This is a genomic window from Cellulosimicrobium sp. PMB13 (assembly GCF_051294865.1).
Lineage (GTDB): Bacteria > Actinomycetota > Actinomycetes > Actinomycetales > Cellulomonadaceae > Cellulosimicrobium.
In genome coordinates, this window is sequence record NZ_CP145910.1 from 83,856 (window position 1) to 107,824 (window position 23,969).

Genomic DNA, 23,969 nt, shown 5'->3' on the forward strand with positions numbered 1-23,969 from the left:
GCTGCGCCCCCTCACCCGGACACCCGAGGTGACCACGCGCCGTCGGGCGGTCGCCTCAGGGCACGTCGCGCTGCGGCTCGCCGACGTACTCGCTGAGCGGGCGGATGAGCGCGTTCGCGGCGCGCTGCTCCATGACGTGCGCGGTCCAGCCGACGACGCGCGACGCGACGAACAGCGGCGTGAACATCGGGGTGTCGAAGCCCATGAGGTGGTAGGCCGGGCCGGCCGGGTAGTCGAGGTTGGGCAGGATGTTCTTGCGCTCGGTCATCGCGGACTCCAGCGCGGTGTACAGCTCGAGCAGGTCGGGCCGGTCGTAGTGCTCGACGAGCGCGTCGAGCGTCGCGCGCATCGTCGGTACCCGAGAGTCGCCGTGCTTGTAGACGCGGTGGCCGAACCCCATGATCTTGCGCTTGCTCGCGAGGGCGTCGTCGAGCCAGGCCGCGGCGCGGTCGGCGGTACCGATCTCCGCGAACGTCGCCATGACGGCCTCGTTCGCGCCGCCGTGCAGCGGGCCCTTGAGCGCGCCGATCGCGCCCGTGACGGCGGAGTGCAGGTCGGAGAGGGTGGACGTGATGACACGTGCCGCGAACGTCGAGGCGTTGAACGAGTGCTCGGCGTACAGGACCATCGACACCTCGAACGCGCGCACCACGGCGGGGTCGGGTTCCTCGCCGAACGTCATCCAGAGGAAGTTCTCGGCGTAGCCCAGGTCGTCGCGCGGCTCGACGAGCTGCAGGCCGCGGCGTCGGCGCTGGTCGAGCGCGACGACGGCGGGCAGCGCCGCCCACAGGCGCAGCGCCTTGGCCTGCTCGGCCTCCGGCGAGGAGTCCTCGGCGTCGGGGTCGTGCGCGCCGAGCTGAGACACCGCGGTGCGGCACACGTCCATGGGGTGGCACGACGTCGGCAGCTCGAGGACCGCGTTGCGCACGTTGCCCGGGAGGGCGCGGTGCGCCCGCTCGACGGCGGTCTGCTCGGCGAGCTGCTCGGGCGTCGGGAGGTCGCCGTGCCACAGGAGGTACGCGACCTCCTCGAAGGAGCGGCGCGCGGCGAGGTCCTGCACGGGGTACCCCCGGTACAGCAGGGAGTTCGTCTCGGGGTTGACCTTCGAGACGGCCGTGACATCGACGACGACGCCCGCGAGACCCTTGCGGATCTCGGGCCCGTCGGCGGGGATGGTGCTGGCGGGGGTGCTCATGCGCTCACTCCTTCGTGGTGCAGCTCGGGTGGTCGTCAGGGTCGGTAGGTGAAGATGCCCTCGTCGAACTGGTTGTAGGCGGCGTAGTCGAGGAGCTCGTAGAGGCGAGCGCGCGTCTGCATGCCCTCGACCTGGCCGGCCTGGGTCCCGGTCTCGGCGATCTCGTCGAGCGCGCGCTCGGCCGCGCCCATCGCGACCCGCAGGAGCGTCACCGGGTAGATGACCAGCGCGACGCCCGCGTCACCGAGCTGTCGCCGCGTGAAGAGCTCGGACTTGCCGAACTCCGTCATGTTGGCGAGCACCGGCACGTCCACCGCCGACGCCACGGCCTCGAACTCCCCGAGGTCCTTCATCGCCTCGGGGAAGATCGCGTCCGCCCCGGCGTCGACGAGCGCCTTCGCGCGGTCGATCGCGACGCGCAGCCCGGCGTCGCCCGGGACGGTCCCCCGCACGTCGGTGCGCGCCATGACGAGGAAGCCGGGGTCGCGCCGCGCGTCGACCGCGGCGCGCACGCGCTTCGCCGCCTCGTCGAGCCCCACCACCTCCTTGCCGTCGAGGTGGCCGCACCGCTTCGGGTTGACCTGGTCCTCGACGTGCGCGCCCGCCACCCCGGCGTCCTCGAGCGTCTGGACCGTGCGGGCCACGTTCATCGGCTCGCCGAAGCCCGTGTCGGCGTCGACGAGCGCGGGCAGGTCGGTGACGCGCGCGATCTGCTGCGAGCGCCCGGCGACCTCGGTGAGCGTCGTGAGGCCGATGTCGGGCAGCCCGAGGTCGGCGGACAGGACGGCCCCGGAGACGTAGACCCCCTCGAAGCCCTTGTCCTGGATCAGCCGCGCGGAGAGCGGGTTGAACGCGCCAGGCAGCCGCAGCGGCTCCCCTGTGCTCCGGGCCCCCGCGAGCGCCGCGCGGAACGCCTGTCGCTTGTCCGACGGCGTCACCTGGCTGTACAGCATCACTCGCCTCCTGCGTCGGTCGTCTCGGTGCCCGACGTCGCGGGCTCGCCGGGTGCACCCGGGCGCGCCGTGGCCTCGGGCGCGTCGTGCATCGTGAATCCCTCGCCCTGGACCTCGGGCGACGGCCCGTCCTCGCCCGACGCCGCGGCGTCGGGCCGGCCGAGCTCGAAGAGACCGGTCGGCGTGGGCACGGAGTCGAGCAGGCCGGGACGGGCGACGACCGTCAGCTCCCGCACCTCGGCCGCCGTGAGCGAGGGCAGCCGCTCGGCGAGGGCGAGGAAGCGCTCGATCTCGGCGTCGTCGAGGACACCGGCGGCGAGCGTGCGGAACTTCTTCACGTACTGCGCGCGGCCGAACGGCCGGGCGCCGAGGGGGTGCGCGTCGGCGACGGCGATCTCCCGGACGAGGCGGCCGCCGTCGGCCAGCTCGATCTCGACCCGACCGCCGAACGCCTTCTCCGCGGGGTCGGTCGCGTGGTAGCGGCGCGTCCACTCGGGGTCCTCGGCCGTGGTGACCTTCGACCACAGCTCGACCGTGTCGGGGCGGGCGGCTCGCTCGGGCGCGTACGAGTCGACGTGGTGCCAGCCGCCGTCCTGCAGCGCGACGGCGAAGATGTACGGGATCGAGTGGTCGAGCGTCTCGCGCGACGCCGTCGGGTCGTACTTCTGGGGGTCGTTCGCGCCGGAGCCGATGACGTAGTGGGTGTGGTGGCTCGTGTGGATGACGACGCTCGCGACGTTCGCGGGGTCGGCGAGCCACGGGTGCTCGTCGTGCAGCGCTCGCGCGAGGTCGATGAGCGCCTGGGACTGGTACTCCGCGGAGTGCTCCTTGGTGTACGTGTCGAGGATCGCGGTGCGTGGCTCGCCGGGGCTCGGGAGCACGACGTCGTACGCCGCGTCCGGGCCGTCGAGCAGCCAGGCGACCACGCCGTCCTCGCCCTCGTAGATCGGCTCGGGCGACGTCTGGCCGCGCATCGCACGGTCCACCGCCTCGACGGCGACCTTGCCCGCGAACGCGGGGGCGTGCGCCTTCCACGTGGAGATCTGGCCCTTGCGCGACTGCCGCGTGGCGGTCGTCGTGTGCAGGGCCTGGCCGATCGCCTGGAAGACCGTGGTGGTGTCCAGGCCGAGCATGGTCCCGATCCCCGCCGCGGCGGACGGCCCGAGGTGTGCGACGTGGTCGATCTTGTGCCGGTGCAGGGAGACGGCCCGGACGAGGTCGACCTGGATCTCGTACCCGGTGACGATGCCGCGCAGGACCTGTGCCCCCGTGGCGCCGACATGCTGCGCCACCGCGAGGATCGGCGGGATGTTGTCGCCCGGGTGCGAGTACTCCGCGGCGAGGAAGGTGTCGTGGAAGTCGAGCTCGCGCACGGCGACGCCGTTGGCCCACGCCGCCCACTCGGGGCTCGTGCGGGTGGTCAGGTCGCACCCGAAGACGGTGGCGCCCGGCGTGTAGGGGTGGGCGAGCGCCTGGCCGCGTGCGGCGACCGCGGGGCCGCGCGTCAGGCTCGCGGCCGCGACCGCGGCGTTGTCGAGGACACGGTTGATCACCATGTCCTCGACCTCGGGCGTGACCTCGACGGGGTCGGTCGCGAGCTCGGCGAGCTTCCACGCGAGCTGGTCCGTGCGGTCGAGCGGCTCGGCGCTGGGGTAGACGCGCAGGTGGTGGGTGTACGGCATCGCTGGCTCAGCTCTCGTCGGTCGTGGCGGGATGGTCCGTGGCCGGACCGGTGGTGGTGTCGTTGGTGGCGCGCAGCGCGTGCTCGGCGAGGGCGGCGCTGCGGTCGATGTGGGCGATCATCGCGGCCTCGGCCGCGGCGGGGTCGCCGGCGGCGAAGGCTGCGGCGACGGCGCGGTGCTCGTCCACGTGGTCGGTCGTGCCCACGCGTCCGCGCGCGGCGAGCGTGCGGTACCGGTCGACATGGCCGCGGATCTGCCGCAGCAGGGCGGAGCACCAGCGGTTGTCCGCGAGCGCCTCGATCTCGCCGTGGAACTGCGCACCGACGCGCAGCACCTCGTCCTCGTGGTCGCGGACCGCGTCCATGAGGCTCACGAGGCGCTCGAGGCGGGCGACGTCGCCGGGCCGCGCCCGTTGGCACGCGTCCCGGGCGAGCAGACCCTCGAGCCGCGCGCGGACCTCGTACACGCGGCGCGCGTCGGCGAGGTCGAGCGGCGCGACGCGCACGCCTCCGGTCGGGAGCTCGACGACGAGCGCCTCGGCCTGGAGCATGCGCACGGCTTCGCGGACCGGCGTCCGGGAGACGCCGAGCCGTGCGGAGAGCACGGGTTCGGTGAGCCGCTCGCCGGGGACGAGGGTCCCGTCGATGATGCGGGTGCGGAGCAGGTCGTAGACGGCGCGGGCCCCGGACTGCCGTCGGGCGCCGCCGAGCGGCTCGGCCGCGAGGCCGACGGGAGCGGGCGTCGTCGTCACCTCGCCATCGTGACACACCGTTGCGCACTTGTATACAAGTGACCGGCGTCGTGCGTCGGACGCTCGCGTACGGGTGCTAGGGGCCCGTGGTCCAGCCCGTGTAGCCGCCGGCGGGGATGTCGTCGATCTCGTCGTCGACCGGAGCCATGCGCTCGGCCATCTCGAAGTGCCAGTTCACGAGCTCTCCGAGCGGGACGGCCGTCCGGGAGGCGCGCGCGACGTCACGGCCCTCCTCCGACCACAGCGGCGGGTAGATGCTCAGCCCTTCGTCCAGGCCGACGGCACCGATCTCGTGATACCACCCGGGCCAGCGCAGACGGCCGTAGAAGTCGGCCGTCCCGCCGCTCACGGCCCACTCGAGGAACGCGGCCTGCCCGAAGCCGAGGTCGACCCAGTCGAGGGCGTCGGGCGCGAACCAGTGCACGTTCCCCAGCGGACCGGCGAGACCGCCGCCGTTGATGGCGAACGTCCCGCCCAGGACGTCGTACGCGACGACGAGGACCGACGGCACGGCGCTCTCCTCGCCGGGCTCGCCCAGCCCGTTGACGCTCGCGAGGTCGGGCAGGCCCGCGCCCCCGCCGCCGAGGATGCGCAGCCACCCGCCGTCCACCAGGACTCCCCCGGTGTGCAGTGCGAGCGCTCCCAAGGTCGAGCGGACGGTGACCTGGAGCCGGAAGAGGACCTCCAGCGACCACGCGGGCGCGGGGACGATGTCGACCCCGGCACGCCCGAGCATCCGGGCGAGGGTCGGCCACGCGGGGTCGTCGACAGCGGCGAGCTCCGCAGCCGTCCTCACTGTCATGGCCGGATCATGCCACGTGTTGCCGCAGTGCGTGAATCCTGGTATGGGAAATCTTGGTCGTTGTGTCCGAGAGGTCCGCCCGTGCCCTGAAACTCCCCGGGGCACCCGTGCCCCGTGAAGGCTCCGCGCGCGACCTGCGCAGACCTGTCACCCGGCCGTCCGCGGCCCGCCGTCGCCGGTACCGTCGGCGCCGTGGACGACGAGCGCACCCCGCCTCCCCCGACCGGCACCGACGCCGTCGCCGGAGCACCTCCTCCCCCGCGCGGACCCCGCGGCACCCGCGGCACCGTCGCCGTCGTCGCCGGGCTCGTCGGCCTCGGCCTCGCCGTCACGGCCGCCGTGCTGGGACCCGGGCTCCTGCACGCCACGTCGACCGCGGGCGAGGCGCCGCCGACCGCGACGTCGACCGAGACGTCGACCGAGACGTCGACCGGGTTCGTCCCGCAGGGGCAGGACCCGACGCGCTGGGTCGAGGACACCACGGCGCTGCTCGCGGCGCTGCCCGGCGTCGCGGACGCGCGGCTCAACGGGTACAGCGGGGCCTCGGCCGAGATCACGCTCGACACCCCGCTCCCCGCGCCCGAGGCGGCGCAGCGCACCGTCGACGAGGCCCGCGAGATCCTCGCGGCCTCGCGCGGCGGCGCGGAGTGGTCGCTGCGCCTCTCCGGGACCGCGGCCTCGGGCGCGACGCTCCTGGTCGTCGACGGCACGGGCGCCCGCGGCACGCGCGGGACGGACCAGACGACCGGTGACCCGCTGCCGGACCTCCTCGGCGACGACCCCGTGGCGTACGCGGTCCGGCTCGTCGCGGTCGACGGCGTGCGCGGCGTCGCGCTCGAACCGGGGCACGCGTCCGTGGAGGTCGCGGCTCCCGCCGACCTCGTCCCGGTGGCGGGGGCGGTCCGCGCCGAGGGCCGCGGGCTGACGGCGATGGGCACCTCGGGCTACGGCGTGAACCTCTCCCTGGGGCCGGACGGCACGACCGTGCCCGACGACGCGCTGCTCGCCCTCGTCGCGGGCACGTCGGCGCAGCCGGGCGTCGACACCGTCCTCTACGAGGCGCGCCGACCGGTGCTGCCGGGCACCCGGCTGCTGTCCGCGTTCGGCTCCGGCGACCTCGCGCCCGTCGCACGGTGGCTCGACGCGGCGACGTACGACGCCGGCCCGCTCGGCTACCAGGTGCACGGCACCGCGTCGGACGGCGCCGCGAGCGTCACCTCCGGCTACGTCGGCGGCGTCGTACCCGGCCTCCCTGCCGACGGGACGACGTGCGACACCGACCTCCTGACGCTCGACGCCGCGTGGTTCGACGCCGCGCTGGGCCGGCGCTTCCTCGCCGTCACGGCGCGCAACGACGACGACGCCCCGTGCGTCCTCGCGGGCAGCCCGGGGCTGCGGTTCGTCGCCTCGGACGGCGGCGAGCAGGACGTGCTCGTCGAGCCCGACGCGATCGCCGTCGGCTCACCGGTCACGCTCGCGCCCGGTGAGCTCGCGCAGTCGACGCTGTCGTGGCGCGGTGGCCCCACGGCCGACGGCCCGGCGCTCGTGACGAGCCTGCTCGTCGCCGCGGTGGCGGGCGCGACCGAGAGCGTGGTCCCGTTCGCGGACGTCCCCGGCGCCGAGCACGGCCTCGACCTGCTCGACGGCGCGACCGCCACCGTCACCCCGTGGACGACGTGGGTCCCGCCCGGTGAGCCGTGAGCCGGTGCGGGAGGACGCGCGGCGGCCGTACGCCTGTTCTCGACATCAGCCGCCGCGCGTCCCGTCGTGGGGCCGGTCCGAGGACCGGCCGGCTCATCCGAAGGTCGCCGTGAACACCTGGACGCCCGCGGGGACGTCGAGCTCCACGAGGCCCTCGCTCGGCCCGTCGCCCTCGAGCACGGGGTAGAGCGTCGGGTTCCCCGACACGTCGATCTCGCGCTCCGTCGTCGTCCCGTCCGTCGTCACGCGCGCCGTGACGGTGCCCTCGCCGCCCAGGACGGCGAACACGTCGGTGGACCGGTACGCGAGGCGGACCTGGGCGCCGTCGGACGCCGCCGTGGCGCCCTGGAAGTCGACGTCCCACGTGCCGCCGAGCGAGAACGTGTCCCGCGGCTGGTCGTCCGTGAGCGAGAAGTCCTGCTCGCCCGCCGCGTACCGCGGCTCGCCGGCGTAGTTCACGACGCGCTTGATCGAGAAGTAGGTCTCGGGCGTCGTCTCGTCCTGCGGCGTGGAGTCGCCGACGGACGTCGCCTCGGGCAGCTCGACGCCCGGGTTCGCGTCGGCGAGAAGCTCGCGCACGAGGTTCTCCGTCTCCTCGTAGCCTCCCTCCCCGAAGCGGATGTGCCGCACGGTCCCGTCGGCGTCGACGAGGTACTGCGCGGGCCAGTAGCGGTTCCGGTACGCGGTCCACGTCGCGTAGGAGTTGTCCTGGGCGACCGGGTAGGTGACACCGAGGTCCTCCGCGCCCGCGACGACGTTGCGCGTCTCGCGCTCGAACGCGAACTCGGGCGTGTGCACGCCGATGACCTCGAAGCCCTCGCCCACGTCCCGGTACCGCTCGTACCAGGCGTTGACGTGCGGGATCGCGCGCTGGCAGTTGATGCACGAGTACGTCCAGAAGTCGACGAGCACGACCTTCCCGCGCAGCTCGTCGAGCGCGAGCGCCTCGCCGCCCGGCGTGTTGAGCCACGTGTCGATGCCGCGGATCTCGGGCGCCGGGCCGCAGTCCTCCAGCTCCGGGGCACCGTTCGAACAGTTCGACAGCTCGCGGTTCTCGTCCGTGACGAGGCCACCGAGGTCGAGCGCCTCCCGGACCGTCTCGTTCTCGTCGACCTGCTGCTGGAGCGCTCCCGTGTAGTCGGGCAGCGCCCGCTGCAGCGCCGCGGGCAGGTTCAGGGCGAGCGCCCCGGCGAGCGCGATCATCACGACGCCCCCCGTGATGCGGATGCCGCGCGTGTGGCGCTGGAAGCCCTTGACCCGCTCGGCGACGCGGCGGCCCGCGAGCGCGAAGACCAGGAGCGGGATCGCGGCACCGACGGCGAACGACACGGTGAGCGCGACCGTGCCGGGGCCGATGTTCCCCGTCGCGCCCGCGACCGTGATCGCCGCGAGCACCGGACCGGCGCACGGCACGTAGAGCACGCCGAGCCCGAGGCCGAGCACGAACGCCCCACGGTCCTGCCGGGCGGCCCCGCGCCGTGCGCCGAGCGCGGCGATGCGCTGGAAGGGGCGCTCGAGCACCTCCTCGACGCGGGGCACGATCATGCCGATGCCGAGGAGGACGAGCAGGACGATGCCGGCCCAGCGGAGCAGGTCCTGCGGGAGCCCGAGCGCGGTGAGGAGCAGGGAGCCGAGCAGGGTGAAGACGCTGAAGCTCAGCACGAGACCTGCGATGACGAGGTACGGGCGCCACGAGCGCTTCCGCTCCCGCGTCCGCCGGCGGCTTCCCGCCGCCTCGCTGCCTGACGCGCCGCCCACCGGACCGCCGCCCGCCGCGGCGACGCGCTCGCCCCGCTCCGGGTCCGGGGAGACGTCCAGCGTGAGGGTGCCCGTGCCGGCGGAGCGGCGCGCACCACCGCCGACGGTGACGGCCCGCGGCGCGCCGGCGAAGAGCGCGGGCGAGACGGTCGGCGGCGAGCTCGCGCCGTCGTCCCGTGGGCGGGCGCCCTGCACGCCGCCCGCGAAGAAGATCACGGGGAGCATGGGCAGGATGCACGGCGAGATGCCCGTGATGAGGCCCCCGAGCAGTCCGATGATGATCAGCGTCTCCATGTCGGGTGTTCGGCGCGTCGCGGGGTCCGGATGGGTCCGGCATCCGGACCCATCCGGTCGGCCGTGGGTTCCGAACACCCCTCGAGACGCCCCGCAGACCGCGGGGCACGACCCGAGGAGAGACCGATGAACGCTCGAACCCGCACGTCGTACGCCGTGGCCGGCATCGCCACGCTCGCCGTCCTCGGCCTGTCCGCCTGCAGCTCGGACTCGGGCTCCGGCGCCGAGACCACCGAGTCGCAGTCGAGCGAGGACACCATGACCGACGACTCCACGGACTCCGAGGACATGGCCGAGGACACCGGGACGTCCGACGACATGGCGATGGACCCCGCCGCGAACCTCGTCGGCGCGGGCTGCGAGGCCTACGCCGAGCAGGTGCCCGACGGCGCCGGCTCGATCACGGGCATGTCGACCGACCCGGTCGCGGTCGCCGCGTCGAACAACCCGCTGCTCACGACGCTCGTCTCCGCCGTGTCGGGGGAGCTGAACCCCGAGGTCGACCTGGTCGACACCCTCAACGGCGACGAGTTCACGGTGTTCGCACCTGTCGACGACGCGTTCGCGAAGATCGACGCCGCGACCCTGGAGACGCTCAAGACCGACTCCGACATGCTCACGTCGATCCTCACCTACCACGTGGTGCCCGGGCAGCTCACGCCGGACCAGGTCGTCGGCGAGCAGACGACCGTCCAGGGCGGCACCGTCGAGGTCACGGGCGAGGGCGACGAGCTGATGGTCAACGACGCGAAGGTCGTGTGCGGCGGCGTCATGACGCAGAACGCGACCGTCTACCTCGTCGACTCGGTCCTCATGCCCAGCATGTGACGGACGTTCCCCACGACCGGCCCGGCCGCTCCTCGCGGCCGGGCCGGTCGTCGTGCTGCTCGGGGGTGGCGCTCGCGGGCACTCCGCGGGCGCCGACCGTCAGGTGACGAGTGCGACGACCGGGTCCGTGGTCGGCTGCTCGGAACCGCCCTCCGGCTCGACCGTCACCGCGACACCCACGCCCGGGGCGTCCCGCACGAGCTGCTGGACGGTCCCGTCCCGGTCGGCGAGGACGCCCGCCGAGGTGACCCCGCCGTCGTCGCCCACGACCCACAGCTGGTAGTCCTCGTCGGCGCCGACGGCCGGGAGGTCCGTCGCGCGGAACAGGTAGTCGTCGCCCGCCACGAGGACCGACGCCTCGCCGCCCCCGGCGACGTCCCCGCGCAGGATCGTGGCCGTCGGGTCGGCGAGCATCTGCGCGACGACGTCAGCCTCGGCCTGCAGCCGCGACTGCTCCTGCGTGGCCCGGACCGCGACCGTGGTCGGCACCGCGACCGCGACGACCGCGGCGGCGGCCGCCGCGACGAGCCCCCAGCGCACGCGAGCACGCGCGGCGGCGGGGCCACCGCCGCTCGGCACGGTGCCCTCGGGCCGGGCGAGCGGGTCCGTGGACGACGGCGCCGGACCGGTCGCGCTCGCGCGTTCGGCCTGCGGCGTGGTCGCGACCCGCGCGAGCACCGCGTCGCGTGCCGCCGCCGGAGGCTCGTGCTCCACGACGAACGCCGCGACGACGTCGCGGTACTCGTCGAGCGCCTGCCGCGCAGCGGGGTCGGCGGCGAGCAGGCGCTCGACGGCGCGCCGGTCGAGGTCGTCGACCGCGTCGAGCGCGTACGCGGGCAGGAGGTCCCACGCGTCGCCGCGGCCGTCGTCCGGGCGTCGGTCGTCCTGCCCCGCGCTCCCCGGTCCGAAGGTCTCGTCAGCCACGGCGCACCCCCAGGCAGTCCCGCAGGCGGATCAGGCCGTCCCGGATGCGGGACTTCACCGTCGGTAGCGGGGCGTCCAGACGCTCGGCCACCTCGCGGTAGGTGTACCCGCCGTAGTACGCGTCGACCACGGCCTCGCGCTGCGTCGCGGTGAGCGACCCGAGGCAGCGGCGCACCGCCGCCCCCTCGAGAAGGCGCTCGACGTCGTCCGCGACGACGTCCCGCGGCACGGTCGCCATCGTCGAGTCGAGGTCGCGCTGGTCGCGGTCGCGGCGGGACTGCTCGGCGCGCACCCGGTCGACCGCGCGGCGGCGCGCGAGGGTCGCGACCCAGGTGCGCGCGGAGCCGCGCGAGGCGTCGAACCGCGTCGCCGTCTGCCACACCTCGACCATCACCTCCTGCATCACCTCCGCCGCGTGGTCCGGGTCCCGCAGAACACCCAGGCACGTGCCGTACGCGACGGGCGCGAGCGCGTCGTACACGGGCGCGAACGCGTCGGGGTCGCCGCCGGCGCACGCGGAGAGCGCGGCGTCGACGGCACCCGACGAGCTCGTCGTCACGGAGCGTGGCACCCGGACAGTCTGCCGCAGCACCGGTCCCCTCACGCGTGCACGGTCCCGGACCTCCCGGGACGACCTGGGTTCGGCGCGGAGCCGCTCCCGGATGGGTCGGGGCTGGGCGTCAGGCCTCGCGCCGCGCGCGGACGGCGCCGGCGAGCTCACGCAGGAGGTCCGCCGTCGTGTCCCAGTCGATGCACGCGTCGGTGACCGACTGCCCGTAGACGAGCCCCGACGACGCCGGCTTCTGCGCGCCCGCGACGAGGAAGCTCTCCATCATCAGCCCCGTGATGCCCTGCTCCCCCTCGGCCAGGCGACCGGCGACCTCGCGCACGACCTCGGCCTGCCGCACGTGGCTCTTGCCCGAGTTGCCGTGCGACGCGTCGACGACGAGGCCGTGCTCCACGACCCCGCCGAGGCCCGAGGTGCGCGCCACCGCGAGCGCCGCCGCGACGTCGTCGGCCCCGTAGTTGGGGCCCGAGCGCCCGCCGCGCAGGATGACGTGGCAGTCGGGGTTGCCGGCGGTCTCCACGGCCGCGGCGCGGCCGAGCGAGTCCATGCCGAAGAACGTGTGCTCGCTCGCCGCGGTGATGCAGCCGTCGACGGCGATCTGCACGTCGCCGTCCGTCGCGTTCTTGAAGCCGACCGGCATCGACAGGCCCGACGCGAGCTGGCGGTGCACCTGCGACTCCGCGTTGCGCGCACCGATCGCGCCCCAGGAGACCGCGTCGGCGATGTACTGCGGGCTCGTCGGCTCGAGGAACTCGCACGCCGCCGGGACCCCCGCGTCGAGCACGCCCAGCAGCACCTCGCGCGCCAGGCGCAGGCCGTGGTGCACGTCGTGCGAGCCGTCGAGGTGCGGGTCGTTGATGAGGCCCTTCCACCCGACGGTCGTGCGCGGCTTCTCGAAGTACACGCGCATGACGACCATGAGGTCGTCGGACAGCTCGCGCGCGACGGCGGCGAGACGCCCCGCGTACTCGAGCGCCGCGTCCGGGTCGTGGACCGAGCACGGCCCGACGATCACGAGGAGACGGTCGTCGTCGCCGGCGAGGACGTCGCGGACCTCGCGGCGCGACGTCGTGACGAGGTCGCTGCGCGTCGCGCCGAGCGGCAGGTCGGCGAGCAGCGCGCGAGGCGCCGGGAGCGCGTCGAGCGCACGGACGCGCAGGTCGCTCGTGCGGGCCTGCAGCTCGGGGCTGTCCACGGGGTCGACGGTATCGGCATCGAGGCCGACGTTCGCGGGCTGGGCGGTCGTGCTGGTCACGGGAGGCTCCTGGTGTCGTGCTGGGGAAGGTCGGGGACCGCCGTCGAGACGGAGCCAACCGGCCTGCTGCCGCCCGTGATCCCCGGAGCGGCCCGTCTGGACGACGAAGGGCCCGGACGCGGTCCGCGTCCAAGGCCCTGTGCTGGCTCCGGGTGGTGTGATCTGTGGTCAGGCGAACGCCCGCACGGCCCCACCGGGAGCCTGCGTAAAGCGCCAATACCACTGAGAAGTCACGAGGGGACCGTAGCACGGTTCTCCCGCCGGACGCCGACTCGTCCCGTGACCGAGGGAACGTGCCCCGACGAGCGGACCGCCGCGGCGGCGGCTAGCGTCGGCGCCGTGATCGCCTGGGGGGACGTTCCGAACTGGATCGCTGCGCTCGCTGCGCTCGTCGCGGTGGTCTTCGCGTGGCTGGCCGCCGCACACACGAGAGGCCTCCTCCGGAGGGAAGCAGATCGCGACGAGCTGACACAGGAACGTGAGATGGCGCGTCGCAGGCAGGAGAGACGCGCGCAGGCGGACCTGGTCGGCGCCTGGATCGCCTGCCGGGTCCGGCTCACGGGCGGCGAGGAGGTGCTCGAGGAGTACGGCCTCGTGATCCGCAACGCGTCCCATGCGCCGGTGTTCGACGTCGCCCTCGAGACGACCGGATACGACGGTGCACCGCAGCGGACCCTGACCCTCGCCGTCCTTCCGCCCGGCGAGTACTACGCACCGACGACGGACGACCCGTGGTTCTGGGGACTCCCGGACCCGAAGGATGCCGTCGTCGGGATCGTCCGGCCCGTGATGCGCCGCAAGGAACGCCACGTGACCGAGATCCGCTTTCGTGACAGCGCGGGCCACCGCTGGGTGCGGGACGTCCACGGCAACCTGCGAGCGGAACAGGTCAGTGCCCCAGACGCCTCGGCGCCGGGGACGGCGCGATGACCCTGCAGCGCGACCGTGGCTGGGGAATCGACGCCGCGACGTCAGGGGCGGGTTCGGGATGCCGACGGGAGCAGCGCCTAGGCTCGGGGCCATGCCGATCCCCGAGTTCGTCGCCGCCCTCCGGTCCCGTGTCGGGACCGACCTCCTGTGGATGCCGGGGGTGTCGGCGGTCGTCGTGGACGACGACGGACGGGTCCTGCTCGGGCAGCGCGCGGACAGCGGGCAGTGGGCCGTCATCAGCGGGATCCTCGAGCCCGGGGAGGATCCCGCCGTCGGGCTGGCTCGCGAGGTGCTCGAGGAGACGGGGGTCGAGGTCGTCGTCGAGGCGCTCGTCTCCGTGACCGTGACGGAACCGGTCGAGTACCCGAACGGTGACCGGTCGCAGTACCTCGACCTCGCGTTCGTGTGCCGGCCGGTCTCTCCCGCGGCCGTCGCCGCCGCGCACGTCGCCGACGACGAGTCGCTCGCCGTCGGGTGGTTCGCGCCGGACGCCCTTCCCGCCGACGTCGCCCGCTCGTCGGTCCAGCGCCTCGGGCACGCGACGGACTGGCTCGCGAAGCCGTCAGAAGGACCGTTCTTCGTCCGCTGAGCCCGCGCCGGGGCCGAGCCAGCGCACCGCGAGGAGGCACGCGTCGTCGTGCTCCGGGGCCTGGGCGACGAGAGCCGCCAGGACCTGCTCGCCGGTCAGCCCGGCGGCGAGCGCGTTGGTCACGATCTCGGCGAGCTCGTCCAGCCCGCTCTCGAGCGAGCGGTCACGCCGCTCGACCACGCCGTCGGTGTAGAGCAGGACGAGGTCGCCGGGCTCCAGGCGCAGGGTGTCCGCCGCCCGCGAGGTCGGGGCGCGCACGCCGAGCGGCGTCGACCGCGCGTTCCACAGGTAGGTCGCGTCGCCGCCGGGCCCCACGTGCAGCGGGGGCAGGTGACCGGCGCACGAGTACCGCAGGGTCCCCTCGACCAGGTCCAGCTCCGCGTACACGAGGCTCGTCATGAAGCCGGTGCCCGTGCGGTCGACGAACCGGTCGAGCCGCTCGACGACCTGCACCGGCCCCAGCTCCGCGTCCGCGGCCGCGCGGGCGGCGGTGCGGAGCTGTCCCATGGCGGTCGCCGCGCCGAGCCCGCGGCCGACGACGTCTCCCACCGTGAGCGCCAGGATGTCGGGCGTGACGCGGAACGTGTCGTACCAGTCGCCACCGACCTGGAGGTCGTCGACGCCCGGTCGGTAGCGCGCGAGGACCTGGACGCGCGCGTCGTGCACGATCCCGTCCGCGAGCATCGCGCGCTGCAGCTCCGACGCGACCGAGACGCTCTGCTCGTGCATGTGCGCCCGCGCGAGCGCGAGGGCCGCGACCTGACCCGCCGCGGCGAGCGTCGCGGGGTCCAGGGGCTCTGCGCCGGGCGCCTCACGAGGCGACAGGACGAGCACCCCGAGCAGGGCCCCGGCAGTGCGCAGGGGCACGACGACGTCCCCGTCCGGGCGCGTGGTGGTCGCAGTGATCTCGTCCACGCCCGGTGGAGCGACGTCGTCGCCCTCCCCCCAGCGTCGCAGCGGTCCGCCGTCGCGCGCGAGCCACAGCGCCCCGCTCCTCGCCCCGAGCAGCGTTCCCGCCACCCGCAGGAGGACCCGGGCGACGCCGTCGACCCCTGCGGCGCTCGCGAGCTCGGCGGCCGTGCCGTGCAGCAGCCGCACCTGGCGCTCCGCCGCCTCGGCCGCGCGTCGCGCACCGACGAGCTCGTGCTCGAAGCGCGAACGCTCGCGGGCGCCGAGCATCGCCACGTCGACGAGGCGCTCGCCGTGGCAGTCCCGCTCGATCGCGGTGAGCAGGACGGGCTCCCGCCCGCCCGGGGTGCGCAGCTCGACGGCGACCTCGTCGACCCTGCCCGACTCGTGCAGGCGGGGCTCGAGGTGCGTCTCCCAGTAGATGCGGCCGCCGACGGTGAGCAGGTCGCCCACGCGCCGCCCGGCGACGGCGCCGACGTCGGGCACGTCCAGGAGGCGGAGCAGCTCGTCGTTCGCGTCGAGGATCCGGGCGTCGGCGTCGAGGAGCGCCAGGGCGACAGGCGCGAGCACCCAGCGCTCGGCCCGCGACCTCGGCATCAGGAGGTCCCGAGCCAGTCCCGCATCGCGCCCACGAGCACGGCCGGGTGCGAGAGGTTGGGGCAGTGCCCGACGGCGTCGATGACGACGAGGTCGCTGTCGGGGAGGTGCTCGTGCACGTAGCGCCCGACCTCGGGCGGCGCGATGGCGTCCTCGCGGCTCTGCACGACGAGGCTCCGCGTGTGCACCCTCGCGAGGTCGGCGCGGTTGTCGCCGAGGAACGTCACGCGGGCGAACTGGCGTGCGACGGCCGGGTCGTTGCGGCGGAACACCTCCGCGAGCTCGTCGCCGAGGGCCGGACGCTCCGGGTTGCCCACGATCACGGGCGCCATCGCCTGGGTCCAGTCGAGGTAGTTCGCGTCCATCGTCTCGAGCAGCTCGTCGATCTCGGCGGCGCTGAAGCCGCCGCGGTAGCCCTCCTCGTCGACGTAGCGCGGGCTCGGGCCGACGAGCACGAGACGGTCGAACAGGTCCGGCCGCTCCGCCGCGGCGAGCAGCCCGATCATCGAGCTCACCGAGTGGCCGACGAAGATCACCGGGGCGTCCGCGACGTCCTCGACGACCTCGACGAGGTCGGCCGCATAGCCCCGCAGATCGGCGTGGCGCACGGGATCGAAGGAGGTCGGGTGGGACGCGCCGCAGCCCGAGTGGTCGAAGAGGACGACGCGGTGGTCGGCCGCGAAGACCGGCGCCACGAAGCGCCACATCGACTGGTCGCACCCGAACCCGTGCGCGAACACGATCGTGGGCGCGCCCGGCGTGCCCACGACCCGCACGTTGTTGCGTTCGCGCACGTCCACGGATGACAGCGTAGGCCGTCCGCGGTGCCCGGAGCAGCGGCCGGACCGGGTGAGATCGGACGCCGGACCGCGACGGACCGGCAGATCGTCGACGCGCCCGCCCGGGAGCGGCGCGACCCACGGCACAATGGCCTCATGCGTGTCTCGGCGAAGGCAGACTATGCGGTGCGGGCGTGCGCCGAGCTCGCGGCGTCCCCGCACGGCGACCCCGTGCGGGCGGAGGATCTCGCGGCCGGTCAGGGCCTGCCCGTGAGCTTCCTCGAACGGATCCTCGGCGACCTGCGACGCGCCGGCATCGTCGCGAGCGTCCGCGGCCGTTCCGGCGGGCACCGCCTCGCCCGGCCCGCGACGGAGATCACGCTCGCGGACGTGTTCCGCGCGGTCGACGGCCCTCTCGTCACCGTGCGGGACGAGCGGCCGCCGAGCCTCGAGTACGAGGGGTCGGCGGCGGCGCTGCTCGAGGTCTGGGTGGCGCTGCGCGCGAGCGTGCGCGACGTCCTCGACCGCGTCACGATCGCGGACGTCGTGCGCCGCGACCTGCCGGACGACGTCCACGCGCTCGCGGCGAGGGCCGACGCGTGGGAGAACCCGTGAGCCGTTAACACTCGCCCACGATGTGGTCGGCGCTTCACATACTGGACCTCCTCGGTCAACCTTGTCGGAGACCTCGGGTGCTGCCCGGCCGACCGACCACGGAGGACCCACGGTGCGGACCCTCATCCTGCTGGCCCTCGTCGGCCTCGGCGCGCAGCTCGTCGACGGCAGCCTCGGGATGGCCTATGGCGTGACGTCCACGACCCTCCTCCTCGCGATCGGCACCAACCCCGCCGCCGCCTCCGCGACGATCCACCTGGCCGAGATCGGCACGACGCTCGCCTCGGGCGCGGCGCACTGGCGCTTCGGCAACGTCGACTGGAAGGTCGTCCTGCGCATCGGGGTGCCCGGCGCGGTCGGTGCGTTCATCGGCGCGACCTTCCTGTCGAACTTGTCGAGCGAGGTCGCGGCGCCGGTGATGTCGCTGCTCCTCCTCGCCCTCGGGATCTACGTGCTCACGCGGTTCACCGTCGCGGGGCTCCCCACGGGCCGCCTCGGGCTGCCGCTGCGCAAGCGTTTCCTCGGCCCGCTCGGGCTCGTCGCGGGATTCGTCGACGCGACCGGCGGCGGCGGGTGGGGCCCGGTCGGGACGCCCGCCCTGCTCGCGTCCGGGCGTATCGAGCCGCGCAAGGTCATCGGCTCGATCGACACGAGCGAGTTCCTGGTGGCCGTCGCCGCGTCGCTCGGCTTCCTCGTCTCGCTGGGCTCCCAGGGGATCGACCTGCAGTGGGTCGTCGCGCTCCTCGCCGGCGGCCTCGTCGCGGCCCCGATCGCCGCGTGGCTCGTCCGGCACCTCCCGCCGCGGATCCTCGGCTCGGCCGTCGGCGGCGTCATCGTCCTGACGAACGTCCGCACGCTCCTGCGCTCCGACTGGGTCGACGCGAGCGGCGCGGTGCAGGGCGTCGTGCTCGGCCTGGTCGCCGTCGTCTGGGCCGCGGCCGTCGCCTGGTCGGTCCGTGAGCACCGCCGCGCGAAGGCCCTCGCCACGGAGGCCGAGGCGCTCGTCGACGACGACGCCGTCGGCGCGGAGACGCTCGCCGGCGTGGAGCATGGCACCGCCCGCTGATCCCGTCGCCGGGAGGCCGCGCGCTCTGCCCGCGCCGGCTCAGTCCCGGGCGTAGCGCCGGACGAACGCCGCGAGGATCCGGCCCGGGTAGCGCACGTCGCCCCGGCGCACCGTCGCCTCGACCTCGCCGGCCGCGCCCGGTGGGAAGTAGCCGTAGCCCTGGTACACGCCGATGCGCGTGAGGATGCCGTCGAGGTCCAGCTCCGGGTGGAACTGGGTCGCGTAGAGGTTCTCCTTGACCCGGAACATCTGCACGGGGCACGTGTCCGACGACGCGAGCAGCACCGCGTGCGGCGGCAGCTCCCGGACGGCCTCCTTGTGCCCGACGTACGCCTCGAACGTGTCCGGCAGATCCACGAGCAGCGGGTCCGCGCGACCCTCCGGCGTCAGCCGGACCGTCACCGGCGAGATGGGCTCGGCGAACGTGCCGTCGAGCACCGCGCCCTCGTGCAGACCGAGTGTCCCGACGCCGTAGCACGCGCCGAGGAACGGCACGTCCTGGTCGACGATCTCGTCGAGCAGCGGCGCGAGCTCCCGCTCGACGCGGCGCTGGGCGTCCGACTTCTCCGCCTCGGGCCGGGAGGAGTCGAACGGACTCCCGCCGACGATCACGCCCGAGTAGTCGTCGAGGTCGATGGGCGGGAGCGGCCCTGCCTCCATCCGGACACGGTGCAGGTCCCGGGGGCGCAGGCCCGAGAAGCGGAGCACGGCGTCGTGCTCACCGTCCGCCGCGACGTCCTCGGCCCGGGACGCGAGGAGGAGGAAGGGCCGCATGCCGCCACGCTAGGCACGGCCGGCGGCGCTCGCCCCGTGAGGGGCCAGGCACGGTGCCGAACCCCGGGTTGTGCCCCGATCAGCTCCTCGATCGGGACACACCCCGGGGTTCGGCAGGCTGCCCGGGCGTCAGCTCCAGCGGAAGAGCTTGATCGCGAGCGGGAGCAGGACGGCGGTCCACACCGCCATGACGACCATCTGCAGCATGGGGAACCCGTCGGCGAACCAGCCTGCGGTCAGCGCCTGGGACGCCGCCCCGAGAGGTGTGTACTGCCCGACCTCGCGCAGGGCGTCCGGCATGATCGGGCCCGGCGTCCACATGCCCGAGAGGAACAGCATCGGGAAGTAGATCAGCGTCCCGATCGCCGAGGCGGTGCTCGCCTTGGGTGCCCGCGCCGCCACGAGCGTCCCGAGCGAGAGCATCGATAGGACGGTGAGCAGGAAGGCCAGCAGCACGGTCCCAAGGTGGCGGGGCTCGGCGAGGCCGAACGCGAGCCGGCAGACGACGAGCGCGATCGCGGACGCCACCGCGATCGCGACGAGGTTGATGAGCAGGTGCGCCACGACGATGCCCTGCGGGCGCATCGGCGTCGTGGACAGCCGTCGCAGCAGGCCCTTCTCGCGGAACGTCGCGAAGTAGACCGGCATCGTCGTGAGGGCGGGTGTCGCGACCGCTGCCGCGAGGACCACGGGGACGTAGGTGGCGATCGCCATGAGGCCGTCCCACGGTGCACCCATGCCCTCGATCGGCTCGCGCATGCCGGGGATGGCGAAGCCGACACCCACGAGCAGGACCGTGGGGAACACGAGCGAGAAGAACACGCTCCCGGGGTCGCGCAGCCACAGCCGCGCCTCGGTCGTCAGGAGCGTGCCGAAGCCGCGCCACCCGGCGACCCGGGTGCTCGGGAGCGACGGGGAGAGGGTCGCGGAGGTCATCGGGAGGCTCCTTCACGGCGGGCACCGGCGCGGTGGGCGGCGGGGGTGGGTTCGGCAGGGTCGGCAGCGCTCGGGTCGGCCGCCGCGGTGGGGTCGTACGTGCGGCCGGTGACGGCCACGAAGACGTCCTCGAGGGACCGGGAGACGGTGCGGACGTCGTCGGGCACGACGTCGTGCTCCGCGAGCGCGAGCACGACGGCGGGCAGCACCCGGCGCGAGCCGCGCACCTCGATCTCGCGGTCCGCCGGGCGCACGGCGTCGATCACCTCGATGTGCTCGACGTCGGCGAGGCCGGCGAGCGTGTGCAGCGTGACGTCGTGGTCGGCGGCCGGCACGCGGAGCCGCATGGTCCGCGAGTCGTCGAGCGCGTCGATCAGCTCCGCGGGGCTGCCCGAGGCGACGACACGACCGCGGTCGATGACGACGAGCCGGTCGCACAGCCGCTCCGCCTCGTCCATGAAGTGCGTGACGAGCAGGACCGTCACGCCGCGCTCGCGCACGCGCTCCACCAGGTCCCAGGTGGTGCGGCGCGCCTGCGGGTCGAGGCCCGTCGTCAGCTCGTCGAGGATCGCGACGCGCGGGTTGCCCACGAGCGCGAGCGCGATGGACAGGCGCTGCTTCTGCCCGCCCGACAGCTTCGCGTACGCGACGCCGCGGTGCTCCGCGAGGTCGAGCAGGTCGAGCAGCTCCTCGATGTCGGCCGGCGTCGCGTAGAACGACGCGAACAGGCGCATCGCCTCCTCGACGCTGATCTTCTCGTTGAGCGCCGACTCCTGGAGCTGGATCCCGAGGGCGTCACGGACGCGCTCCGGATGGCTCTGCGGGTCGACGCCGAGGACGCGCACGGAGCCGCCGTCGGCCTCGCGCAGTCCCGCGAGGCACTCGACGGTCGTGGTCTTGCCGGCACCGTTCGGGCCGAGGATGCCGAAGATCTCCCCCGGCGCGACGGAGAAGCTCACGTCCTCGACGGCGACCTTGGGCGCGCTCGAGCCCTTCGGGCCGGGGTAGGTCTTGCGCAGGTGCCGGACCTCGATGACGGGAGCGACGGCGTCGGGCGAGGTCGAGGCGTGGTCCACGGCGAGGGTGGCCGCTGGGCGTGGTGCGGTGGTCATGCGAACCTCCTGGAGGGTGTGCGGGACCCGCCGAGCGGCGCGAGCGCCGTCGGACCAGGTCGTGCGGGGGTGTGCGGGGAGTCGCGGGCGTGCTGGAGGACGGTTCAGCCGGTCGAGACGCTCCGGGCGAACTCGACCGGCCGGATGGCGACGTCCCGCAGGACGGCGCGGAGAAGGAGCGCAGCGAGCGCGACGGCGGCGAGGCCGCCCAGTGCCGCACCCCAGACGGGGAGCACGGGCAGTCCGACCGCGCCGGCGAAGGCCCGACCGAACCACCCGGACTGGAGAGAGAGCTCGGCGACCGCGAGCGGGACGAGCGTGACGAGCGCGATCCCCGTGCCGCGCCAGAACCCCGCTCGGTAGTACCCGAGCGCGATCACCGCTCCCACGAGGAAGTAGACGGCGCAGAACACGGACTGCACGAGGAGCACGAGCCCGAACTGCGACCCGTCGGTGTAGAGACGGTCGACCTCCGGCTCCGTCGGCCACCCGTAGCGGTTCGCCGCCCACCACGTGACCCAGGCGACGAGGGCAGCTGCGGCGCCGAACGTCACGCCGACCACCACGCCGGAGAGGACGAGGCCGTGGATGAACGACCGGCGGGTCCCGCCCGCCGCGACGTGCAGCGCGATCATGGCCAGCGGCATGACGATCCCCATGACGAGCAGGAAGTAGGGCGCCGACTCCGCCGGGCCTCCGACCGCCGTGATCTCCACGTCGCCCGCCCGTTGCATGACGAACAGGATGATGCCGCCGACGACGAGCGCGATCACCCAGAACCACAGGCCGATGACCCAGGTCGCGCCGACCGCGTACTCGGCCGTCGCGCGGACGCCACGACGGTGCGCTGCCGTCACGAGAGCGGCGCGCTGCGCCGCGCGGTCCGACGTCGTCGGAGAGGTCTCGGTGCTCATCGTGCCTCCTCCCGGTCGGACCCGGGTCGTCGGGTCAGGTGGACGAACAGGTCCTGCACCGGCACGCTGCCGACCTCGAGGCCCGAGCCCGCCGCGGCGGCGCGCTCGTCGGCACCGAACGCGCCGAAGAGCGTGACCTGCGCGGTGCCGCCGAGGCGCTGCCGGGCGAGCACCTCGCGACCGTCGACGAACCGGTCGACGAGCTCCACCGGACCCGTGAGGCTCACGCCGCGCGAGCGGACGTCCTCCGCCGGCTCGGCGAGCAGCACCTTCCCGCGGTCGATGACGACGACGTCCTCGAAGAGCCGCTCGACCTCGTCGATCAGGTGGCTCGAGAGGATGATCGTCCGGGGGTGCTCGGCGTAGTCGGCGAGCAGCGCGTCGTAGAACGCGTACCGGCTCGGCGCGTCCATGCCGAGGTACACCTCGTCGAAGATGGTCAGCGGCGCTCGCGACGCGAGCCCGATGATCGCGCCGAGCGCCGACCGCTTGCCGCGCGACATCTGGTCGGGGTGCTTGCGCGGCGCGATCTCGAACTCGTCGAGGAGCCGGGTGGCGAGGTCCGCGTCCCAGTGCGGCCGCAGCGCGGCGTAGTAGTCGAGCGTGTCCTTCGCCTTGCTGTCGCCCCACACGTCGCCGCTCTCCCGGACGAGCTGGGTGTGCATCATGGTCCAGGGGTTCTCGAACGGGTCCTCGAGCTCGGCGTCCGGGCCGACGCGCACGCTGCCGGAGGTCGGCCGGCGCAGCGCGGCGAGCAGCGCGGCGAGCGTCGTCTTGCCGGCTCCGTTGCGGCCCAGGAGCCCGGTGATGGTGCCGGGCCGGACGGTCAGGGTGGCGCCGTCGAGCGCGAGCTCGTCGGACCGCCCGTAGCGGACGACGACGTCGCGCAGCTCGACGCCGAAGGGCTCGGGAGCGGTCGGGTCGACGCTCGGGGTTGTGCTGGGCCGGGCGGTCACGGGGTCACCTCGGGGTCGTCGGTCGGGTGGTCGGTGGGTGCGGGGCCGTCGCCGCGGCGCGGGCGGCCGAGCACGTGCGCCACGATCTCGGCCGTGGGGATGTCGAGCAGGTCGGCCTGGACGAGCGCCGGGTCGAGGACCTCGGCGAAGAAGCTCTCGCGGTGGCTCGCCAGCAGTCGCTCACGCGCCCCCGGGGCGACGAACATCCCCAGGCCGCGCCGCTTGTAGAGCACGCCCTCGTCGACGAGGAGCGCGAACGCCTTGGCCGCCGTCGCGGGGTTGATGCGGAACGTCGTCGCGAACTCCGTCGTCGACATGACCTGCTCCTCATCCGCCGTCTCGCCCGCGAGCACCTGCGCGCGGATCATCTGCGCGATCTGGAGGTAGATGGGTTCAGGTCCGTCGAACATGACGCCCATCCTCCCGCGGTGCTCGTGTTCTGTGGTTCATTACTTGACTAATGAACCACATCACTCGCCGGTCGCGCAAGCCCTGGCCGAGGACGGACCTGATCCTCGGTGGGCGCACCAGGCCCCGAGTTCATCCACCAGGAGGGTGTCCAGCGACGACAGACGGTGGGAGCCTGGAAGGATCCGGCGCCCACGGCGGGTCACGCCGTACGGTCGCCGGCGTCACGAAGGAGTGAGGCAGCGATGGTCACCATTCGGCGCGGGTTCTCCAGCTTCTCGGCGGACGACCTCGACGCGGCGCGCGCGTTCTACACGGACACCCTCGGGCTCCGCGTCACGGCCCTCGACGGGGGCAACGGTCTGGTGCTGCACCTCGGTGGCGGCTCCGACGTGTTCGTCTACCCGAAGGAGGACCACCGGCCGGCCGCCTTCACGGTCATGCACCTCACGGTCGACGACGTCGACCAGGTCGTCGACGAGCTCGCCGCCAAGGGCGTGACGTTCGAGCACTACGAAGGGTTCGACCAGGACGAGAAGGGCATCGTCCGCGGGTTCATGGAGGGCGGCGACGGGGCCTGGTTCACCGACCCGGCGGGCAACATCATCGGCCTCGCGGACGGCGACAACATGGCGCGGCTCGTCGCGGGCTGACCGCGACCGGGCGTCCGGTG

General features: G+C 74.0%; 23 protein-coding genes and 1 pseudogene. 7 read left to right on the forward strand and 17 right to left on the reverse strand.

The features are described 5' to 3' along the window. Positions 1–55 precede the first annotated feature (55 nt). The 5 genes and pseudogenes from V5D56_RS00580 to V5D56_RS00600 form a co-directional block, all read right to left on the reverse strand. Positions 56–1,195 (reverse strand): bifunctional 2-methylcitrate synthase/citrate synthase, encoded by a 1,140-nt coding sequence (locus tag V5D56_RS00580; RefSeq protein ID WP_435737130.1) that lies wholly within the window; start codon positions 1,193–1,195, stop codon positions 56–58. Positions 1,196–1,230: 35 nt separating this feature from the next. After that, positions 1,231–2,148 carry a methylisocitrate lyase gene (prpB, locus tag V5D56_RS00585; protein WP_435737131.1) on the reverse strand — a complete coding sequence of 306 codons (918 nt, stop codon included), beginning with the start codon at positions 2,146–2,148 and terminating at the stop codon, positions 1,231–1,233. Positions 2,149–2,315: 167 nt separating this feature from the next. Further along, positions 2,316–3,830 (reverse strand): annotated as a pseudogene (locus tag V5D56_RS00590) (MmgE/PrpD family protein); the annotation flags it as partial. Positions 3,831–3,837: 7 nt separating this feature from the next. Further along, positions 3,838–4,581 (reverse strand): GntR family transcriptional regulator, encoded by a 744-nt coding sequence (locus V5D56_RS00595; RefSeq protein WP_435737132.1) that lies wholly within the window; start codon positions 4,579–4,581, stop codon positions 3,838–3,840. Between the two features lie 76 nt (positions 4,582–4,657). After that, positions 4,658–5,383: a DUF2625 family protein gene (locus tag V5D56_RS00600; RefSeq protein ID WP_435737133.1), complete on the reverse strand. Its 726-nt coding sequence runs from the start codon at positions 5,381–5,383 to the stop codon at positions 4,658–4,660. A 192-nt stretch (positions 5,384–5,575) separates the two neighbouring features. On the opposite strand from V5D56_RS00600, the gene V5D56_RS00605 reads away from it, so the two are divergent. Then, positions 5,576–7,084, forward strand: a complete 1,509-nt coding sequence (locus V5D56_RS00605) for a DUF4232 domain-containing protein (protein WP_435737134.1) — start codon at positions 5,576–5,578, stop codon at positions 7,082–7,084. 93 nt (positions 7,085–7,177) lie between these two features. Here V5D56_RS00605 and V5D56_RS00610 read toward each other — a convergent pair whose 3' ends face one another. After that, complete coding sequence (locus V5D56_RS00610) at positions 7,178–9,136, reverse strand: cytochrome c biogenesis protein DipZ (protein WP_435737135.1); 1,959 nt, start codon at positions 9,134–9,136, stop codon at positions 7,178–7,180. Between the two features lie 126 nt (positions 9,137–9,262). Here V5D56_RS00610 and V5D56_RS00615 point away from each other — a divergent pair, with 126 nt between their 5' ends. Continuing rightward, a complete protein-coding gene (locus V5D56_RS00615; protein WP_435737136.1) occupies positions 9,263–9,964 on the forward strand; it encodes a fasciclin domain-containing protein in 702 nt (233 codons plus the stop codon). A gap of 99 nt (positions 9,965–10,063) precedes the next feature. Here V5D56_RS00615 and V5D56_RS00620 read toward each other — a convergent pair whose 3' ends face one another. From V5D56_RS00620 to V5D56_RS00630, 3 genes are all read right to left on the reverse strand, one after another. After that, on the reverse strand, positions 10,064–10,888 hold the full coding sequence (locus tag V5D56_RS00620; RefSeq protein WP_435737137.1) for an anti-sigma factor domain-containing protein: 825 nt from the start codon (positions 10,886–10,888) through the stop codon (positions 10,064–10,066). After that, complete coding sequence (sigK, locus tag V5D56_RS00625) at positions 10,881–11,459, reverse strand: ECF RNA polymerase sigma factor SigK (protein WP_435737138.1); 579 nt, start codon at positions 11,457–11,459, stop codon at positions 10,881–10,883. The genes V5D56_RS00620 and sigK overlap by 8 nt, the downstream gene beginning before the upstream one ends. Before the next feature lie 109 nt (positions 11,460–11,568). Continuing rightward, complete coding sequence (locus tag V5D56_RS00630) at positions 11,569–12,651, reverse strand: 3-deoxy-7-phosphoheptulonate synthase (RefSeq protein WP_435738926.1); 1,083 nt, start codon at positions 12,649–12,651, stop codon at positions 11,569–11,571. A 339-nt stretch (positions 12,652–12,990) separates the two neighbouring features. Between V5D56_RS00630 and V5D56_RS00635 the strand changes: the two genes are divergently transcribed. After that, the gene (locus tag V5D56_RS00635; RefSeq protein WP_435737139.1) at positions 12,991–13,641 is read left to right on the forward strand and encodes a hypothetical protein; all 651 of its coding nucleotides are present in this window, start codon (positions 12,991–12,993) and stop codon (positions 13,639–13,641) included. A 91-nt stretch (positions 13,642–13,732) separates the two neighbouring features. Further along, a complete protein-coding gene (locus tag V5D56_RS00640; protein ID WP_435737140.1) occupies positions 13,733–14,230 on the forward strand; it encodes an NUDIX domain-containing protein in 498 nt (165 codons plus the stop codon). Here the strand turns inward: V5D56_RS00640 and V5D56_RS00645 are convergent. Then, entirely contained in the window at positions 14,204–15,736 is a 1,533-nt protein-coding gene (locus V5D56_RS00645) for a SpoIIE family protein phosphatase (RefSeq protein WP_435737141.1), read from the reverse strand. The genes V5D56_RS00640 and V5D56_RS00645 overlap by 27 nt on opposite strands. Further along, positions 15,736–16,536, reverse strand: coding sequence for an alpha/beta fold hydrolase (locus V5D56_RS00650; protein ID WP_435737142.1), 801 nt, complete (start codon positions 16,534–16,536; stop codon positions 15,736–15,738). The genes V5D56_RS00645 and V5D56_RS00650 overlap by 1 nt, the downstream gene beginning before the upstream one ends. A gap of 135 nt (positions 16,537–16,671) precedes the next feature. Here V5D56_RS00650 and V5D56_RS00655 point away from each other — a divergent pair, with 135 nt between their 5' ends. Together V5D56_RS00655 and V5D56_RS00660 are read left to right on the forward strand one after the other, a co-directional pair. Then, positions 16,672–17,130 carry an RrF2 family transcriptional regulator gene (locus V5D56_RS00655; protein ID WP_435737143.1) on the forward strand — a complete coding sequence of 153 codons (459 nt, stop codon included), beginning with the start codon at positions 16,672–16,674 and terminating at the stop codon, positions 17,128–17,130. 112 nt (positions 17,131–17,242) lie between these two features. Then, positions 17,243–18,196 carry a sulfite exporter TauE/SafE family protein gene (locus V5D56_RS00660; RefSeq protein WP_435737144.1) on the forward strand — a complete coding sequence of 318 codons (954 nt, stop codon included), beginning with the start codon at positions 17,243–17,245 and terminating at the stop codon, positions 18,194–18,196. A 39-nt stretch (positions 18,197–18,235) separates the two neighbouring features. Here V5D56_RS00660 and V5D56_RS00665 read toward each other — a convergent pair whose 3' ends face one another. The 6 genes from V5D56_RS00665 to V5D56_RS00690 form a co-directional block, all read right to left on the reverse strand. Further along, positions 18,236–18,970, reverse strand: coding sequence for a glutamine amidotransferase (locus tag V5D56_RS00665; protein ID WP_435737145.1), 735 nt, complete (start codon positions 18,968–18,970; stop codon positions 18,236–18,238). 129 nt (positions 18,971–19,099) lie between these two features. Next, positions 19,100–19,906: an ABC transporter permease gene (locus V5D56_RS00670; protein ID WP_435737146.1), complete on the reverse strand. Its 807-nt coding sequence runs from the start codon at positions 19,904–19,906 to the stop codon at positions 19,100–19,102. Further along, a complete protein-coding gene (locus V5D56_RS00675) occupies positions 19,903–21,018 on the reverse strand; it encodes an ABC transporter ATP-binding protein (RefSeq protein ID WP_435737147.1) in 1,116 nt (371 codons plus the stop codon). Before V5D56_RS00675 ends, V5D56_RS00670 begins: the two co-directional genes overlap by 4 nt. Positions 21,019–21,122: 104 nt before the next feature. Further along, entirely contained in the window at positions 21,123–21,932 is an 810-nt protein-coding gene (locus tag V5D56_RS00680; RefSeq protein ID WP_435737148.1) for a hypothetical protein, read from the reverse strand. Continuing rightward, on the reverse strand, positions 21,929–22,888 hold the full coding sequence (locus V5D56_RS00685; RefSeq protein WP_435737149.1) for an ATP-binding cassette domain-containing protein: 960 nt from the start codon (positions 22,886–22,888) through the stop codon (positions 21,929–21,931). Before V5D56_RS00685 ends, V5D56_RS00680 begins: the two co-directional genes overlap by 4 nt. Next, entirely contained in the window at positions 22,885–23,298 is a 414-nt protein-coding gene (locus V5D56_RS00690; RefSeq protein WP_435737150.1) for a GntR family transcriptional regulator, read from the reverse strand. Before V5D56_RS00690 ends, V5D56_RS00685 begins: the two co-directional genes overlap by 4 nt. A gap of 243 nt (positions 23,299–23,541) precedes the next feature. On the opposite strand from V5D56_RS00690, the gene V5D56_RS00695 reads away from it, so the two are divergent. After that, positions 23,542–23,949, forward strand: a complete 408-nt coding sequence (locus V5D56_RS00695; protein WP_435737151.1) for a VOC family protein — start codon at positions 23,542–23,544, stop codon at positions 23,947–23,949. Positions 23,950–23,969: the final 20 nt, after the last annotated feature.